We start from the raw sequence: 16,367 nt of genomic DNA, 5'->3' as shown, positions 1-16,367 counted from the left end.
CCTCCTGTTGGCCGCTGGCGTGGCGCCGTTAGCGGCGCTGGGCGGCGCCTGCGCCCATCTATTGTTGATCGGCGCGCCAGTGCGGCCGCTGCAGGCGCTCTTGCATGCCGATGGCTACGCGATGACAGGCGTGGCCGACCTGGCGGCGGCGTCGGCGGCCATCGCCGTGCGCATGCCATCCCTGATCGTCCTCGCACTGGCGCCATCGGGCGGCGATGGCGATGCCTGGATGCGGGCGCTCAAGGCGGCGGTGGCAACGGCGCGCGTGCCCGTCCTGGTCGTCAGCGCGGACCTGCGCGATGCGGCCTGTTTGAAGTCGCTCGAGGCCGGCGCCGACGGCTGGCTGACGCAGCCGCCCGACGCGGCGCAATTGCGCCTGCGGGTGCGCAATCTGTTGCGCTTGAGCGGCGCGGCAGAAGGGCACGCCCCGGCGCTGGTGCACATCGATCCCGGTCAGGCGCTCCAGTTCACCGTCCTCGATGCGCTGCCTGCCACCATTGCCTTGCTCGATCGCGCCGGCGTCGTGGTGGCGGTCAATCAGGCATGGCGCAATTTCTCCACGCTCAACGGCCTGGACCTTGCACACAACTTTGGCATCGGTAGCAATTACCTCTCGGTATGCGAGCGCGCCTGTCTGTACCCGGACGGCGACGGCGGCGCGGTGGCCGCTGGCATCCGCGCGGTATTGCGGGGTCATGCCGGCCATTTTTCCATCGAGTATCCCTGCCACACCGATACTGCGCTGCGCTGGTTTTTGATGACCGTCTCGCCCCTTGGCGACGGCCCCGACGGCGCCGTCGTCATGCACCTCGAGGTGACGCAAAAATACATGGCCGAACAGTCGTTGCGCGACAGCGAAGCCCAGTTCCGGCAAATGGCCGACAACATCCGCGAGATTTTTTTCCTCGTCGATGCCGCCGACTGGCGCGTGTTGTACGTCAGCCCCGCCTACGAAGAGATCATCGGCCGCAGCTGCGCCAGCCTGTACGCCGATCCCGACGCCTGGACTGCCGCCATGTTGCCCGCCGAGCGCGAGCGTGTCTCGGCCGCCTATGCCCGGCATTGCACGAGCACGAGCGCGCGCTTCGATTGCGTTTTTCAAATCATGCGTCCGGATGGAAAAGTGCGGTGGATTTCCATGAAGATATTTGCCATCGCTGGGGCAGACGGACCGGTGGCGCGTTATGCCGGCGTCGCCCAGGACATTACGGAGAGCAAAAATGCGGTGCGCGATTTGCGTGAAAGCGAACGCCGCTTCCTGGAGCTGCTAAATAACACCAGCCTGCTGTCGGTCATGCTCGACCTCGACGGGCATGTCACGTTTTGCAATGATGCCTTGCTGCGCCTGACGGGCCTGCGGCGCGAAGCGGTCATCGGCGGCGACTGGTTTGGCGTCTTCATGGCAGCCGATAGTCGTGAAGCCAGGGCGCATTTCCTCGACCTGCTGTCGGATCATCCGCAACAGCTGCGCTATGAAGATGAAATCGTCAAAGCGAATGGCGAGCGGCGCCTGATTTGCTGGAACAGCTCGATCTTGCACGACCCTAGTGGCAAGGTCATCGGGACCGCAAGCATTGGCGAGGACATCACCGAGCAAAAAAAATCGGCGATCAAAATTCTCAAACTCAACGCCAACCTGGAAAAAATTTCTAGCCAGCTTTTGCATGCACAAGAACAGGAACGGATCAGCCTGGCGCGTGAGTTGCACGACGAACTTGGACAGCAACTGGCAGTGCTGAAAATTGACCTGCACCATTTGCGGCGCTTCCTGGCAGAACCGGCCGCCCACGCGGCATGGACGGCCATCGACAAGGCCGTGCATACCCTGATCGCGCAGATCCGGGTCATTTCAGTGTCCTTGCGCCCGCCTTCGCTGGACTACCTCGGTCTCGAATCGGCCCTGCGCCAGTTATTGGAGCGCCAGTTCGCCACCGGCGATTGCCGCTGGATCTTCGAATATGCGGGGCTGCCGGCGAAGCTGGCGCCACCGATCGAAATCGCCGTCTATCGCATCGTCCAGGAAAGCATCACCAACATCGTTCGCCACGCCGCGGCGACGTCCGTGGTGGTGGAAGTGAACGGCGGCGAATCCGGCCGCGAGCTCGAGCTGATCATCCGCGACAATGGCACCGGCTTCGCCGATGGCGCCGTGGCGGGCGCCACCCGCGCCGATGGCAGTCGGGGCGGCGTACTGGGCATGCGAGAGCGCGCCGAGCTGCTGGGCGGCACCTTCAATATTGCATCATCGGGCAAGGACGGCACCCGCATTCTCGTTGCATTCACCCTGGAACCCACATGAAGCGCAAGACCACCATCCTGCTGGTCGACGATCACGTGCTGGTGCGCGCCGGCATTCGCAGCCTGATCGATCAGCTCGACGATTTCTTCGTCATCGCCGAAGCGTCCGATCCGGATGCGGCCTTGCACGAGGTGGCCCGGCACGTGCCCGATATCGTGGTGACCGACATTACGATGGGAGCCCACAGCGGGCTCGACCTGGTGCGCGTGCTCAAGGCGCAGTATCCCCAGGTGGCCACCATTATCCTCAGCATGCATGCCTCTGAGGAGATGGTGACGGAAGCGCTGCAACTGGGCGCATCGGCCTACCTGTTGAAGGAATCCGCACCGGCCGAACTGGAGATCGCACTGAACGCGATCGTCCGCCGCGAGACCTATCTGAGTCCGCAGGTTTCGACCAAAGTGATCGAACGCTTCGTGCGCGGACCATCGGCGGAGCAGAAGCAATTTCAATCGCTGACGGCGCGCCAATTGCAGATCCTCACCATGATCGTCAATCGCAAAGGCACCAAGGAAATTGCCTTCGAACTCGACCTGAGCGAGAAAACGGTGGCAGCGCACCGCGCCCAACTGATGGAGCGGCTCGGCGTGCGCGACGTCGTCAGCCTGGTGTTGCTGGCGGTGAAGCACGGCCTGGTCGGTGCCGGCTAAGCACGCGCCGGCGGGGCAGCGTGCGCAGCCGGACGGGAGTTTATCTTGTTGCTCCCAAGCGTATCTCTCGAATCCTTGCGGCAACTTTCACCCATACTGGCAATCACATCCTGGCTGACCGATATCGGTGATGTGGCTCCCCCAAGCAACGCGGGCCTGCAGCCGACTTACCAATGGCATTCACTCGTGGCGTCCTGCCTCCACAGATTGCGCATCGGCCCCCACCGATTCATCCCAATAAAGCCCCGTGGACATGCTCAGCCAATTTTTCTCATCGAATAACTTCATGCCGCACGGTCATTGCTACCTGTGGCAGCCCGCCGTGCTGTGGCTGCATGTGGTGTCCGACGCGCTCATCGCCATGGCGTACTTCACCATTCCGCCCACCTTGCTGTTCTTTGTCTGGCGCCGCAAGGACTTGCAGTTCAACTTCATGTTCCTGTGTTTCGCCGTTTTCATCCTGGCCTGTGGCGCCAGCCACCTGATGGAAATCTGGACCGTCTGGCATCCCACGTACTGGCTGGCCGGCGCAATCAAGGCGATCACGGCGCTGGCGTCGATCCCCACCGCCATCTTGCTGATGAAGCTGGTGCCGTTCGCGCTGGCCTTGCCCAGCCCGGCGGCGCTGGCCGCCAGCAATGCGCAACTACGTCGTGAAATCGATGACCGCATCCGCATCGAGCGCCTGCTCAGCGAGAAAAATCTCGAGCTCAGTGCGCTCAACGAAGAGCTCAAGGCATTTAGCTACTCGGTGTCGCACGACTTGCGCGCGCCCTTGCGTAGCATGGATGGTTTTTCACTGGTCCTGCTCGAGGATTACGAGCACGTGCTCGACGAAGACGGCAAGCTTGTGCTCAAGCGTATCCGGCTTGCCAGCCAGCGCATGGGCCACCTGATCGATGACTTGCTGCGATTGTCCGAGGTGGGACGGGCAGCGCTCAGGTGCGAGCTGCTCGACCTGAGCGCGTTGGGCGGCGCCATTGCCGCGCAGCTGGCGGCAGACCATCCGCAGCGCGAGCTCGCCTGGGACATTGAACCGGGCATGCAGATCGACGGCGACAAGGCCTTGTTGCAGATCGTGCTGCAAAACCTGCTTGAAAATGCCTGGAAATTTACCAGCAAGACGAGCAAGCCGGTGATCCGGATCGGCAGCCTCGAGCAGGCAGGCGGCACCGTGTATTTCGTCGCCGACAATGGCGCCGGTTTTGACATGCAGCACATGGGGAACATGTTCGGCGCGTTCCAGCGCCTGCACAAGGCGGCCGACTTTGCCGGCACCGGCATCGGTCTGGCGCTGGTCAAGCGGATTATCTTGCGCCACGGCGGCCGTATCTGGGCCGAGGCCGAGGTCGGCAAGGGCGCCACGTTCTACTTCCACGCGAGCCGGGTGAACCATGCCGAGCCGGTCTGATCTGCTGCTGCTGGTCGAGGACAATCCCGACGACGAGGCCTTGATCTTGCGCGCGTTCGAGCTCGCCAAGGTCGCTCACCCGCTGGTCGCGCACGATGGCGTCGAAGCGCTCGAGTGCCTGTCCGGCTGCGCGCCGGAGGCGCTGCCAAGACTGGTGGTGCTGGACCTGAAGCTGCCCCGCCTCGATGGCATGGGCGTGCTCAAGGCGATCCGCGCCGATCCCCGTACCCGCCTGATCCCCGTGCTGATGTTGACCTCGTCGATGCTCGACGACGACCTGGCCGCGTGTTACGCGCTGGGCGCCAACAGTTACCTGGTCAAGCCCATCGATTTCTCGCAATTTGTGGCGATGGTCGCGCAGCTGACGCACTATTGGCTGACCTTGAATCAGACCGCGGCGGCGCAGGGGCTGGCATGAGACAGCCCCTGAAAGTGCTGCTGGTGGAAGACTGCGAGGACGACGCCGCGCTGGTCGAGCGCGCGCTGCGCAAGGGCGGCTTCGACCTGACATCGACCCGCGTGCACGACGCGGTGATGCTGGCGGCGGCCCTGGCGCAGCCGTGGGACGTGGTGCTGTCCGATTTTTCCATGCCCGGATTTAGCGGCATGGACGCCCTCATGCTGTGCCGGTCGCTGCAGGGCGATGTCCCGTTCATCCTGGTGTCCGGGACGGTGGGCGAGGAAACTGCGGTGGCCATGATGAAGGCGGGCGCCAACGACTATGTCATGAAGCACAACCTGGCGCGCTTGGCCCCGGCCTTGCAGCGCGAACTGCACGATGCCCGCGCACGGGCCAGCTTGCGCCGCACCGAGCTCGAACTGATCGACAGCGAAAAGCGCTTCCACGCCTTCATGGATGCCAGCCCCTTCGTCGCCTCGATCAAGGATCATGCGGGCTGCTACTTGTACATGAACAAGGGATGGAGCACGGCCTTCGGTGTGCAGGGGGAACAGTGGATCGGCAAGACGGACGGACCGGCACGGCGCAACCTGCGCATCGTCCCCAGCGCCAGCGATCTCGAGGTGCTCGACAGCGGCACCATCACCGAGACGATCGACGAATTTCACCTGCCCAATGCCGACGTCGCCTATTGGCAGAACACCCGTTTTCCCTTCATCGGCGCCTCCGGGCAACGCTTGCTGGGCGAATTTTCCACCGACGTGACGGCGCTGAAGGCGTCCGAAGAAACCATCCGCAAGCTGGCCTTCCTCGATCCGCTCACAGGGCTGCCAAACCGGCGCCTGATGCAGGACCGGCTTCTGCATGCGCTGGCGGTGGCGGCGCGCAGCAAGCGTTACGGGGCGCTGTTGTTTCTTGACCTGGACAATTTTAAAACGCTCAACGACACCCATGGCCACGATGCGGGCGATGAGATCCTCAAGCAGACGGGCCAGCGCCTGAGCGCCGGCATGCGCGCCCAGGACACGGTGGCGCGCACCGGCGGCGACGAGTTCGTCATCATCATCGAGCAGCTCGATTGCGTGACGGAGGCCGCCGCCGATGCCGGGGCGGCAATTGCCAGGAAAATCATCGGCCTGCTGGACGCTCCCTATATGCTCAATGGCAATTTGCACAGGATGTCGGCGAGCATCGGCATTGCCCTGTTTTGCGACAACCAGCCCGGTCCGGATGAGTTAATGAAGCGCGCCGACATCGCCCTGTACAGCGCCAAGGCGGGCGGGCGCAACACCCAGATGATGTTCGATCCGGCCATGCAGGCACGCATTGCCATGCGCAACACGATGGAAGCGGACCTGCGGCTGGGACTCGAGCATCGGCACTTCGTGCTCTATTTCCAGGCGCAAGTCGATCACGCCGGGACACTGATCGGCGTCGAAGCCCTGTTGCGCCTGCAGCATCCCGACAAGGGCCTGATCATGCCGGCGGCGTTTATCGGTCTGGCCGAAGACACCGGCCTGATTCACGACCTGGGCTGCTGGGCGATCGAGACGGCCTGTGCCCAGTTGTGCACCTGGTCGACCGACCCCGCGTGCGCGCAACTGACCATTGCCGTCAATGTCAGCGCGCGCCAGATGGGTGACGCCGGCTTCGTCGCCCGCGTACTGGGCATCGTCGAGGGCAGCGGGGCCAATCCCCACTGCCTGATCCTGGAGTTGACCGAAAGCTTGCTGCTCGACGAGGTCGATTGTACGATCAGCAAGATCATCGCCCTGCGCCGCCGGGGCATTCGCTTTTCGCTCGACGATTTCGGTACCGGCTTTTCGTCCTTGTCTTACCTGAAGCGCTTGCCGCTCTACGAAATCAAGATCGACCGGTCGTTTGTCCAGGATGTGATCAACGACACCAGCGATGCCGTGATCGTGCGGGCCATCATTGCCCTGGCCCACAGTTTCGGATTGTCCGTGATCGCCGAGGGGGTGGAAACGCTGGCGCAACGGGATTTCCTCACCAGCCTGGGCTGTAGCCGCTTCCAGGGCTACCTGTTTGGTCGCCCTGTGCCGGTGGACATGCTGGACGTGCCCGCTTAAGCCCCCTGGCGTGCGCGCCGACCGCGCCCCTTGCCCGATTGTCTGCGCCGCCCCGTCGAGGGTGAGGATGGTGCCGGCCGCCATGAACAGCAAAGGCAGGAGGTCGGTGTTTTTCATACAGCCAATGTGGCGGTACGGCAATTAACTAGCAAGCAATGGAGTTATCGAGTGTATTGATAATGAACACTATTCCTCTGCAACAGCGGTAGCGCCGTCCATGGCCGCGGTGATCGATGTCGGCAGACTCCCCGCAGGCACCTATTGCGCCCGACGCCCGTTTCGGCGTAAGGTGGGCGGCGCGCCCCGCGCAAGGCCTGCATTTTCAGGATACGTCCATGCACATTCATAGCGCCCGTTCGACCCGGGCGATGGCGGTCGCGCCGCACCACCTGGCGTCGCAAACGGCGCTGGCCGTCATGCGCAGCGGCGGCAATGCGATCGAGGCGATGATCGCCGCCGCCGCCACCATCGCCGCCGTCTATCCCCACATGAACGGCATCGGCGGCGATGGCTTCTGGCTGATTGTGCCGCCGGGCGGGGCGCCGATCGCCATCGATGCCTGCGGCCCGGCGGCGCGCGCGGCCACCATCGGCGCCTACCAGCAGCGCGGCCTGGCCGCCATTCCCGTGCGCGGGCCGCTGGCCGCCAACACCGTCGCCGGCACCATCGGCGGCTGGCAGTGCGCGCTCGAACTGGCCGGCGAGATGGGCGGGCGCCTGCCGCTGGCGCGCCTGCTCGAAGACGCCATCGGCTACGCCCGCGATGGCGTGGCCGTCACCCAGAGCCAGCACGACGCCACCGCCAGTCAACTGGCGCAATTGCGCGACCAGGACGGCTTTTGCGAGCAGTTCCTGGTCGACGGCGCCGTGCCGCGGGCGGGCGCGCGCTTTGTCCAGCCGCGCCTGGCCGCCACGCTGGCGATGCTGGCCGCCGATGGCCTCGACAGTTTTTACCGGGGCCCGCTGGCCGCACGCATCGCCGCCGACCTGGCGGCGGTGGGCGCGCCCGTCGATGGCGCCGACCTGGCCGCCTACCGCGCCGCGCGCGTCACCCCGCTGCAGCTGTCCCATTCGGCCGGCACGCTGTTTAATATGACGGCGCCCACCCAGGGCGTCGTCTCGCTGGCCATCCTGGGCCTGCTCGACCGGGTCGGCCTGGCCGCGGTGGCCGCCGACAGCGCCGATCATGTCCACCTGGTGGTGGAGGCGACCAAGCGCGCGTTCAGCTTGCGCGACACGTTTCTCACCGATCCCCGCCACATGGCCATCGACGCCCAGGACCTGCTGACCGACGCGCGCCTCGATGCGCTGGCGGCCGGCATTGGCCGCGATCGCGCCGCCCCGTGGGGCGAGGGCAAGGGGCCGGGCGACACCGTCTGGATGGGGGTGATCGACCAGGACGGCCTGGCGGTGTCCTTCATCCAGAGCATCTATCATGAATTCGGCAGCGGCGTTGTACTGCCGCAGACGGGCATCAACTGGCAAAACCGGGGCGCCTCGTTCAGCCTCGATGCGCAGCACCTGCTGGCCCTGGCGCCGGGCAAAAAGCCGTTTCATACGCTCAATCCTGCCGGCGCCCGTCTCAAGGACGGCCGCGTGATGGTCTACGGCAGCATGGGCGGCGACGGCCAGCCGCAGACCCAGGCCGCCGTGTTCACCCGCCACGTGGTGTTCGGCCAGCCCCTGCAAGCGGCGCTGAGCGCGCCGCGCTGGCTGCTGGGCCGCACCTGGGGCCAGCAGTCCGACACGCTCAAGCTCGAACAGCGCTTTCCCCAGGCGGTTCTCGACGACCTGGCGGCGCGCGGCCACGATGTCGAAGTGCTGCTGCCGTTCGACGAAACCATGGGCCACGCTGGCGCCATCGTGCGCCACGCCGATGGCATCCTCGAAGGCGCGTCGGACCCCCGCTCCGACGGCGCCGTCGCCGCCTGGTAAGCGCGCATGGACCCCAGTCACCCCGCGCACCCCGCGCACCCCGACGCCATCCACGTCCCTGCCACGGCGGCGCCGTCGCTGGACGGGGCCAGCGCGCCCCTGTGGCAGCATCAACTGAGCTTATTGATGGAGTCGACGGGCGAGGGCATCTTCGGCGTCGATCTGGCCGGCCACTGCATCTTCATCAATCGCTCGGGGGCGCGCATGCTCGGCTTCGAGCCGCACGAGGTCCACGGCCGCAACATGCATGCGCTGACCCACCACAGCCATGCCGACGGCGCGCCGTATGCCGACACCGACTGCCCCATCTTCAACGCCTTTCGCCAGGGCCTGCCGTGCCGCATCGACAGCGAAGTGTTCTGGCGCCGCGACGGCAGCGCCTTCGCGGTGGAATACTCGAGCTATCCGATCATCGATGGCCAGCAGGTGTGCGGCGCCGTCGTCACCTTCACCGACATCACCAAGCGCAAGCGCGAGGCCGCCGCCCTCCAGCGCGCCAACGACGAACTCGAACTGCGCGTGGCCGGGCGCACGGGCGAGCTGACGGCGGCGCTGGGCCAGCTGCGCGAGCTGTCGGCCTATCTCGACAAGGTGCGCGAAGACGAGCGCACCCGCATCGCCCGCGAAGTGCACGATGAACTGGGCAGCCTGCTGGTGGCCCTCAAAATGGATGTGAACTGGCTCGACAAGCGCCTCTCCGAGCAGGCGGCCCGTTCGCCGCAGGAGGCCGACACCGTGCGCTCTGGCCTGCGCAGCAAGTGCCAGGGCATGAGCCGCATGATCGAGACGGCGGTGCAGAACGTGGGCCGCATCATCACCGATTTGCGGCCCAGTATTCTCGACCACCAGGGCCTGTGGGCCGCCCTCGAATGGCAGGCGCAGGAGTTCGTGCAATCGGCCGAGCTGGCGCTGGACTGGCAGATGGAGCTCGACAGCGCGGTCGAACTGCCCGAGGCGGCGGCCATCGCCGTGTTTCGCATTTTTCAGGAAATGCTCAGCAATGTGGGCCGCCACGCCTGCGCCAGTCGCATCGCCATCCATATCGGCGTGAGCGGGGCGCACGGCGCGCAGCTGCTGCGCCTGAGCGTGGCCGACAATGGCGTCGGCGCCGCCGCCGCTGCCTTCGAGGCGGCCACCGCCTACGGCGTGATGGGCATGCGCGAACGGGCGCGCCACTTTGGCGGCGAAATCGCCATTCACAGCGCGCCGGGCCACGGTGCGCAATTTTCCCTGACCTTGCCGGTGCCCCCATGACGACCTCCATCCACATCCTGATCGGCGACGACCACCGCATCGTGCGCGAAGGCGTCAAGCAGGTGCTGGCCGACGCCACCGACATGCGCGTGGTCGCTGAAGCGCAGAGCGGTCCCGAGGTCGTCGCCACGGTGGCGCAGCGCTTCGAGGCGGGCCTGCCGCTGGACGTGGTGCTGCTCGATATCGCCCTGCCCGAACGCGATGGCCTCGACGTGCTGCAGCACTTGCGCAAGCACTGGCCCGCGCTGGCCGTGCTGATGCTGAGCACCTACCCGGAAAAGCAGTACGCGGTGCGCTGCCTGAAGCTGGGCGCGGCCGGCTACCTGAACAAGAGCGCCGACCCGGACGACATGATCGCCGCCGTGCGCAAGGTGGCCGCCGGCGGCCGCTACGTCAGCGCCGCCACCGCCGAGGCGCTGGCCAATGCGATCGGCGCCGCATCCGTCAAAGGGCACGCCACGCCGGACGCCCTGTCGCACCGCGAGCACCAGGTATTCCGGCTGCTCGTTTGTGGCCATTCGGTGAGCGAAATTGGTGCGCAGCTGGGCTTGGCGGCAAATACCGTGAGTACCTACCGCGCCCGCATCCTGGAAAAAACCGGCGCCAGGAACGATGTGGCGCTCGCCCTGTATGCCGAACGGCTGGCCAACGGGGGCGCGCCGACCTGATCGTCGACACGCCGTGTAGGGCGGCCCCTACACGGCGTCCCCCGGCCACCCGCGATCTGCTGCGCCAGGCCACCCAGGCGCCGTGCGAGGCCGTTTCAGGCACGCCGTTTGCATTCACCTGCTGCATCTTCCACTCGAGGTGCATGCCATGGCTAAATTTCCTGAAACGACGTCGCAGTCCCCGTATTCTCCCTACGATGCCGAGCGCACCTTGCTGCGTTGTGGCTGCGGCCAGGACCATGCGCCACAAGAGCACGCGCTGGCGGCGACCGACCCCGACGCCCTCTCGCGCGACTTCATCGAGGCCAGCCTGGTCAAGGCCATGTTCCCCGTCGAGAGCGTGCGCCGCAATTTCCTGCGCGCGGTGGGCGCCGGCACCGTGCGCGCGGCGATCGCCTCCGTGCTGCCACTGGGCTCGCTGCAAGCGATGGCGCAGGACAAGGGAACGCTGGAAAAGAAGGACCTGAAGATCGGTTTTATTGCCATCACCTGTGCCGCACCCCTGATCATGGCCGACCCGCTGGGCTTTTATAAGCGCGAAGGGCTCAATGTGCAGCTCAATAAAACGGCGGGCTGGGCGCTCATTCGCGACAAGATGGTCAACAAGGAGCACGACGCTTCGCACTTCCTCTCGCCGATGCCGCTGGCGATGACGATGGGGCTGGGCTCGAGCCAGGTCAACATGAACGTGGCCAGCATCCAGAATACCAATGGCCAGGCGATCACCTTGCACCTCAAGCACAAGGACAAGCGCGACCCGAAATCGTGGAAGGGTTTCAAGTTTGCCGTGCCCTTCGAGTACAGCATGCACAACTTCCTGCTGCGCTATTACCTGGCCGAGCATGGCCTCAATCCGGACACGGACGTGCAGATCCGCGTGACGCCGCCGCCGGAAATGGTGGCCAATCTGCGCGCCGGCAACATCGACGGCTTCCTGGGACCGGACCCGTTCAACCAGCGCGCCGTGTACGACGAGATCGGCTTCATTCATATCCTGTCGAAGGAGATCTGGGATGGCCACCCGTGCTGCGCCTTCGGCGTGAGCGACAGCTTCATCGCGCAAAACCCGAACACCTTCGCCGCCCTGTACCGCGCCGTGCTGTCGGCGTCCTACATGGCCAGCCAGCCGAAGGACCGCGCCCTGATCGCCAAGGTGATCGCGCCGGCGCAGTATTTGAATCAGCCGGAAGCGGTGATCAACCAGGTCCTGACGGGCAAGTTCGCCGATGGCCTGGGCAATATCCGCAACGTCCCCGACCGCGCCAATTTCGACCCCATGCCGTGGCAAAGCATGGCCGTGTGGATGCTCACGCAGATGAAGCGCTGGGGCTATATCAAGGGCGAGGTCAATTACCGCCAGATTGCCGAAAAAGTGTTCCTGCTCACGGACGCCAAGCGCCAGATGAAGCTGGCCGGGTTCACGCCGGAGGCGGGCGCTTACAGGAAATTCAAGGTGATGGGCAAGGAGTTCGATCCGGCCCAGCCCGAGAACTACGTCAAGAGCTTCGCCATCAGCAAGCTCGCGAGCTGATATGGCCAGCACGCTCAAATGGAAGGCGGCGGCGCTGTCGGCGCTGATGTTTGCGCTGTTCATCGGCGCCTGGACCGCTGCCACCCTGCCCACCGGCCCGGCCGCCGGTTCGCCGCAGGCGGCGGCCCTGAACGCCGAGCAGCTCGAGTACGCGAAGATGATGGGCAAGGACCCCGGCACCGTGAAACCGAACGGCTTTCCCACGCCGGGCCAGATGGGCCAGACCATCGTGCAGCAGCTGTCGCACCCCCTGTACGACAACGGCCCGAACGACAAGGGCATCCTGATCCAGCTGGCCCATTCGCTGGCGCGGGTGGGCCTGGGCTTCGCGCTGGCCTGCGTGGTCGCCATTCCGCTGGGCTTCGTGATCGGCATGTCGCCCCTGCTGCGGCGCGCCTTCGACCCCTTCATCCAGGTGCTCAAGCCGATCTCTCCGCTGGCCTGGATGCCGCTGGCGCTGTACACGATCAAGGACGCGGCCATCAGCGGCATCTTCGTCATTTTTATCTGCTCCGTGTGGCCCATGCTGATCAACACCGCCTTCGGCGTGGCCGCCGTCAAGCGCGAGTGGCTCAACGTGGCCGCCACGCTGGAAGTGAGCCCCTTGCGCAAGGCCCTGCTGGTCATCCTGCCCGCCGCCGCCCCTACCATCCTCACCGGCATGCGCATCAGCATGGGCATCGCCTGGCTGGTGATCGTCGCCGCCGAAATGCTCGTCGGCGGCACCGGCATCGGCTATTTCGTCTGGAACGAGTGGAACAATCTGTCGCTCACCAATGTGATCTTCGCCATCGGCGTCATCGGCATCGTGGGCATGCTGCTCGACCTGCTGTTCGCCCAGGCCCAAAGGATGCTGACGTATGAAGAATGACCTCAATCTCGATCCAGATATGTCCGCCGCCACGGACGCCGGCGCCGCGCGCAAGCGCGAGGTGCTGCTGAAAATCGAAGGCCTGGCCAAATCGTTCATTGCCGGTAAACCCGTGTTTGCCGATGTGTCGTTCACGCTCGAGCGGGGCGAATTCGTCTGCATCATCGGCCATTCCGGCTGCGGCAAGACGACGATTCTCAACGTGCTGGCGGGCCTGGACCAGGCCAGCGCCGGCCACGTGTTCATGGACGGGCGCGAGGTGGCCGGTCCCGGCCTGGAGCGGGGCGTGGTGTTCCAGAGCCACGCGCTGATGCCGTGGCTGACCGTGCGCCGCAATATCGCCTTTGCGGTGGCCTCGCGCTGGCCCGCCTGGTCGCGCGCGCAGATTGCCGCGCAGGTGGAAAAGTACGTGGCCATGGTGGGCCTGTCAGCGGCCATCGACAAGAAGCCCTCGCAGCTCTCGGGGGGCATGAAGCAGCGCGTGGGGATTGCCCGCGCGTTTGCCATCGAGCCCAAGATGCTGCTGCTCGACGAACCGTTCGGCGCCCTCGACGCGCTCACGCGCGGCACCATCCAGGACGAGTTGATGGGGATTGTGCGGGCCACCGGCCAGACCGTCTTCATGATCACCCACGATGTCGACGAAGCGATCCTGCTGGCCGACCGCATTGTCCTGATGCGCAATGGCGCCGAGACGGGCCACGGCTATGTGGCTGGCGGCATCGGCGAAACCGTCATCAACCCCCTGCCAAAAACGCGCACGCGCGCCGGCCTGCACCACCAGGACGGCTATTACGCCTTGCGCAACCACATCGTCGATTTCCTGATGCAGCGCGCCAATCCCGGCGCAATCGACTAAACCGTTTACTTTTAATTTCTTACTGGAGCCGCCATGAACCGCAATGACATCACGGAAAAAATCATCACCGCCAAGGTATCGAAGGGTATCAAGTGGGAGGAGGTGGCCGAGCGCGTCGGCCAGAGCAAGGAGTGGACCACGGCCGCCTGCCTGGGCCAGATGAGTTTTACAGCAGCGCAGGCGGTCGTCATCGGCGCCATCTTCGGCCTCGATCAAGAGGAGCAGAAATGGCTGCAGGTGGTGCCCTACAAAGGCTCCTTGCCCAGCGCCGTGCCGACCGACCCGCTGATCTACCGCTGGTACGAGATCGTCAGCATCTACGGCACCACGATCAAGGAATTGATCCACGAAGAATTCGGCGACGGCATCATGAGCGCCATCGATTTCAGCATGGATATCCAGCGCCAGGCCGATCCCAAGGGCGATCGCGTGCAAGTGGTCTTGTCGGGTAAGTTCTTGCCGTACAAGATGTATTGATGGGCTTTTAGGGGCGGGGGCGGCACGTTACTGGCGGTCCTGGCGCCTGAAATTTGTCAGGCACGCCAGAACCGGCGTAGAATGCGGGTCACGCGGGTGTAGCTCAATGGTAGAGCAGAAGCTTCCCAAGCTTACGACGAGGGTTCGATTCCCTTCACCCGCTCCATCGTGTTCTCCCTGTTCTCCCCGCACGCACGCCGTGCTACGCTCGGCAATTTGCTGCCAGAGTCTCCAGTGAAATCCCTCGCCCTCGCCGCCATCGGCCTGTACCAGCGCTTCCTGTCGCCCCACAAGGGCTTTTGCTGCGCGTATGCCGCCCACACGGGCCACGCCAGCTGCTCGGTGCTGGGCTACCGTGCCATCCGCCGGTTTGGCCTGTGGCGGGGAATCGCCGTGCTCGACCAGCGGCTCGATCGCTGCGGCCTGGCCGCCCGGCGCGCCCGTCGCGTCGCGCCGGCGGGGCCCTTGCGCCAGCAAGCCGGCTCCATCAGTTGCGATCTGCCGTGCGACGCTTGCGATGTGCTCGACTGCGCCGCCGAGTGCGACTGGCGCCGCCGCAAACGGCGCGATGACGGCACCGTGGTGATCCCGCCACGGCGCCAGCGTGGCAACCGGCCCGCGCCGTAATGTCCGCGCGCAAAGCCAGGCACGCACACGTCGATGCACACGGCTGGCGCCGGCTCCGGCACTGGCGTGCTGCGCCTGGAACAGGGTGACAAGGCCGGTCCGTGCGCTGTCGTGGCGGCCGCCACCGGCGCTGGACCGCGCATCACGTTCTGTTTTACTATGTCCGCGAGCCAGACCTGCCGCCGGCGATGCGGCGGGCGCTTCAACGATAAGGAACCGATGAGTAAAAATTTAATCGAGCAGAATGTTTTCGATCTGATCCAGAGCTCATACACTGCCAATACCTTATTTGTCCTGACCAAGGCCGGCGTCTTCGATCGGCTGTTGCGGCAAGCGGCGAGCGCCGCGCAACTTGCAAGCGAGCTTGGACTCGATGCATCCATGCTGCACGATATGCTGTTGTTCGCGCACGCTGTGCGGTTCGTGAAACGCGATGGTGCGACATTTTCGATCGCGCGCAAGGCCTTGCCGCTGACCGGGAAAAGCGGATCGTGGCTGCGCGCTTACCTGTTGGTGTGGGGCGAACAACTGAACCCGGCCTTTTCAAAACTTGGCGAGCAGCTGGCAACGGGCGATAACGCCTTCGCTTTGGCGAACGGAAAGCGGATCTGGGATCTGTATGCCAGCGACCCGGAACAAAACGCCTTGTTTGTCGAATTCATGGGCGGCGTGACGAAGCAGTTGCACTTCGGCGTAGTCGTTGAGGGACTCGATATCGGCGGCGCGCAACGCCTGCTCGACGTCGGCGGTGGAACGGGAAGTTTCGCCTGCGGATTGGCGCAGTCGCACCCGGGCCTGCTTGCAGACGTCTGTGACCAGCCATCGAATATGCACAATGCGAATGCAAAAATCGCGGCGCTAGCGCTGCAGGAGCGCTGCCACTTCATCGGCACCAATATTTTCGCCAGCATTCCGTCCGACTACGATCTCTACACGATCAAGCATGTCCTCCACGATTGGGATGACGCCAATGCCGCCGCCATCCTGCGGCAAATCGCTGAAGCAATGCACGACAGCGCGCGCCTGGTGATCATCGAAGGTGTGCTCGACCGTAGCGTCGACGAAGCCTTGCCGGAGCAGGCTTACCTCCATGCACGCAACATCGAGCAACGTGTCTGGACACCGGGGCGCGTGCGCACACGCGCCGCGTTCGACGCGCTGTGTGCCGTCGCGGGGCTGCGCATCGATCACGTCAGCCACTCGACGATTTTCGATATTTCCTACCTGACTTGCTCGCGTGTGCCTCGACCTGACTGAGCACGCCAGCAGCGCCGCAATCGGCTTGCCAACGCAGGC

Annotated in this window: 14 protein-coding genes and 1 tRNA gene; all 15 read left to right on the top strand. The window is 64.8% G+C overall.

Translation table 11 applies throughout. From position 1 onward, the window contains the following. The first annotated feature begins 19 nt into the window (after positions 1 to 19). The 15 genes from ACP7EY_RS01695 (at position 20) to ACP7EY_RS01625 (ending at position 16,328) form a co-directional block, all read left to right on the top strand. The gene (locus ACP7EY_RS01695) at positions 20 to 2,299 is read left to right on the top strand and encodes a PAS domain S-box protein (protein WP_426189799.1); all 2,280 of its coding nucleotides are present in this window, start codon (positions 20 to 22) and stop codon (positions 2,297 to 2,299) included. Continuing rightward, positions 2,296 to 2,949 (top strand): response regulator, encoded by a 654-nt coding sequence (locus ACP7EY_RS01690; RefSeq protein ID WP_426189797.1) that lies wholly within the window; start codon positions 2,296 to 2,298, stop codon positions 2,947 to 2,949. The genes ACP7EY_RS01695 and ACP7EY_RS01690 overlap by 4 nt, the downstream gene beginning before the upstream one ends. Positions 2,950 to 3,235: 286 nt before the next feature. Continuing rightward, positions 3,236 to 4,360 carry a sensor histidine kinase gene (locus tag ACP7EY_RS01685; RefSeq protein WP_426189795.1) on the top strand — a complete coding sequence of 375 codons (1,125 nt, stop codon included), beginning with the start codon at positions 3,236 to 3,238 and terminating at the stop codon, positions 4,358 to 4,360. Then, positions 4,344 to 4,778, top strand: a complete 435-nt coding sequence (locus ACP7EY_RS01680; protein ID WP_426189793.1) for a response regulator — start codon at positions 4,344 to 4,346, stop codon at positions 4,776 to 4,778. Before ACP7EY_RS01685 ends, ACP7EY_RS01680 begins: the two co-directional genes overlap by 17 nt. Next, a complete protein-coding gene (locus ACP7EY_RS01675; protein WP_426189791.1) occupies positions 4,775 to 6,850 on the top strand; it encodes a putative bifunctional diguanylate cyclase/phosphodiesterase in 2,076 nt (691 codons plus the stop codon). Before ACP7EY_RS01680 ends, ACP7EY_RS01675 begins: the two co-directional genes overlap by 4 nt. A gap of 335 nt (positions 6,851 to 7,185) precedes the next feature. After that, positions 7,186 to 8,784: a gamma-glutamyltransferase family protein gene (locus ACP7EY_RS01670; RefSeq protein ID WP_426189789.1), complete on the top strand. Its 1,599-nt coding sequence runs from the start codon at positions 7,186 to 7,188 to the stop codon at positions 8,782 to 8,784. A gap of 6 nt (positions 8,785 to 8,790) precedes the next feature. Beyond that, complete coding sequence (locus tag ACP7EY_RS01665) at positions 8,791 to 10,038, top strand: PAS domain S-box protein (RefSeq protein ID WP_426189787.1); 1,248 nt, start codon at positions 8,791 to 8,793, stop codon at positions 10,036 to 10,038. Continuing rightward, positions 10,035 to 10,706 (top strand): response regulator, encoded by a 672-nt coding sequence (locus ACP7EY_RS01660; protein ID WP_426189785.1) that lies wholly within the window; start codon positions 10,035 to 10,037, stop codon positions 10,704 to 10,706. Before ACP7EY_RS01665 ends, ACP7EY_RS01660 begins: the two co-directional genes overlap by 4 nt. Positions 10,707 to 10,854: 148 nt before the next feature. Further along, positions 10,855 to 12,237 (top strand): CmpA/NrtA family ABC transporter substrate-binding protein, encoded by a 1,383-nt coding sequence (locus tag ACP7EY_RS01655; RefSeq protein WP_426189783.1) that lies wholly within the window; start codon positions 10,855 to 10,857, stop codon positions 12,235 to 12,237. Position 12,238: 1 nt separating this feature from the next. Continuing rightward, on the top strand, positions 12,239 to 13,108 hold the full coding sequence (gene ntrB / locus ACP7EY_RS01650) for a nitrate ABC transporter permease (RefSeq protein ID WP_426189781.1): 870 nt from the start codon (positions 12,239 to 12,241) through the stop codon (positions 13,106 to 13,108). 19 nt (positions 13,109 to 13,127) lie between these two features. After that, positions 13,128 to 13,967 carry an ABC transporter ATP-binding protein gene (locus ACP7EY_RS01645; protein WP_426190038.1) on the top strand — a complete coding sequence of 280 codons (840 nt, stop codon included), beginning with the start codon at positions 13,128 to 13,130 and terminating at the stop codon, positions 13,965 to 13,967. 33 nt (positions 13,968 to 14,000) lie between these two features. Continuing rightward, the gene (cynS, locus tag ACP7EY_RS01640; protein WP_426189779.1) at positions 14,001 to 14,444 is read left to right on the top strand and encodes a cyanase; all 444 of its coding nucleotides are present in this window, start codon (positions 14,001 to 14,003) and stop codon (positions 14,442 to 14,444) included. Between the two features lie 92 nt (positions 14,445 to 14,536). Next, a tRNA-Gly gene (locus ACP7EY_RS01635) sits at positions 14,537 to 14,610 on the top strand. A gap of 68 nt (positions 14,611 to 14,678) precedes the next feature. Then, positions 14,679 to 15,071, top strand: coding sequence for a membrane protein insertion efficiency factor YidD (gene yidD, locus ACP7EY_RS01630; protein ID WP_426189777.1), 393 nt, complete (start codon positions 14,679 to 14,681; stop codon positions 15,069 to 15,071). 33 nt (positions 15,072 to 15,104) lie between these two features. Next, complete coding sequence (locus ACP7EY_RS01625; protein WP_426189775.1) at positions 15,105 to 16,328, top strand: methyltransferase; 1,224 nt, start codon at positions 15,105 to 15,107, stop codon at positions 16,326 to 16,328. Positions 16,329 to 16,367: the final 39 nt, after the last annotated feature.

The sequence above is a fragment of the Massilia sp. DWR3-1-1 genome (assembly GCF_049898325.1).
GTDB lineage: Bacteria > Pseudomonadota > Gammaproteobacteria > Burkholderiales > Burkholderiaceae_D > JAFCUW01.
The sequence above is the reverse complement of the archived record's forward strand: the minus strand, read 5'-3'. Positions and strand labels throughout refer to the sequence as shown.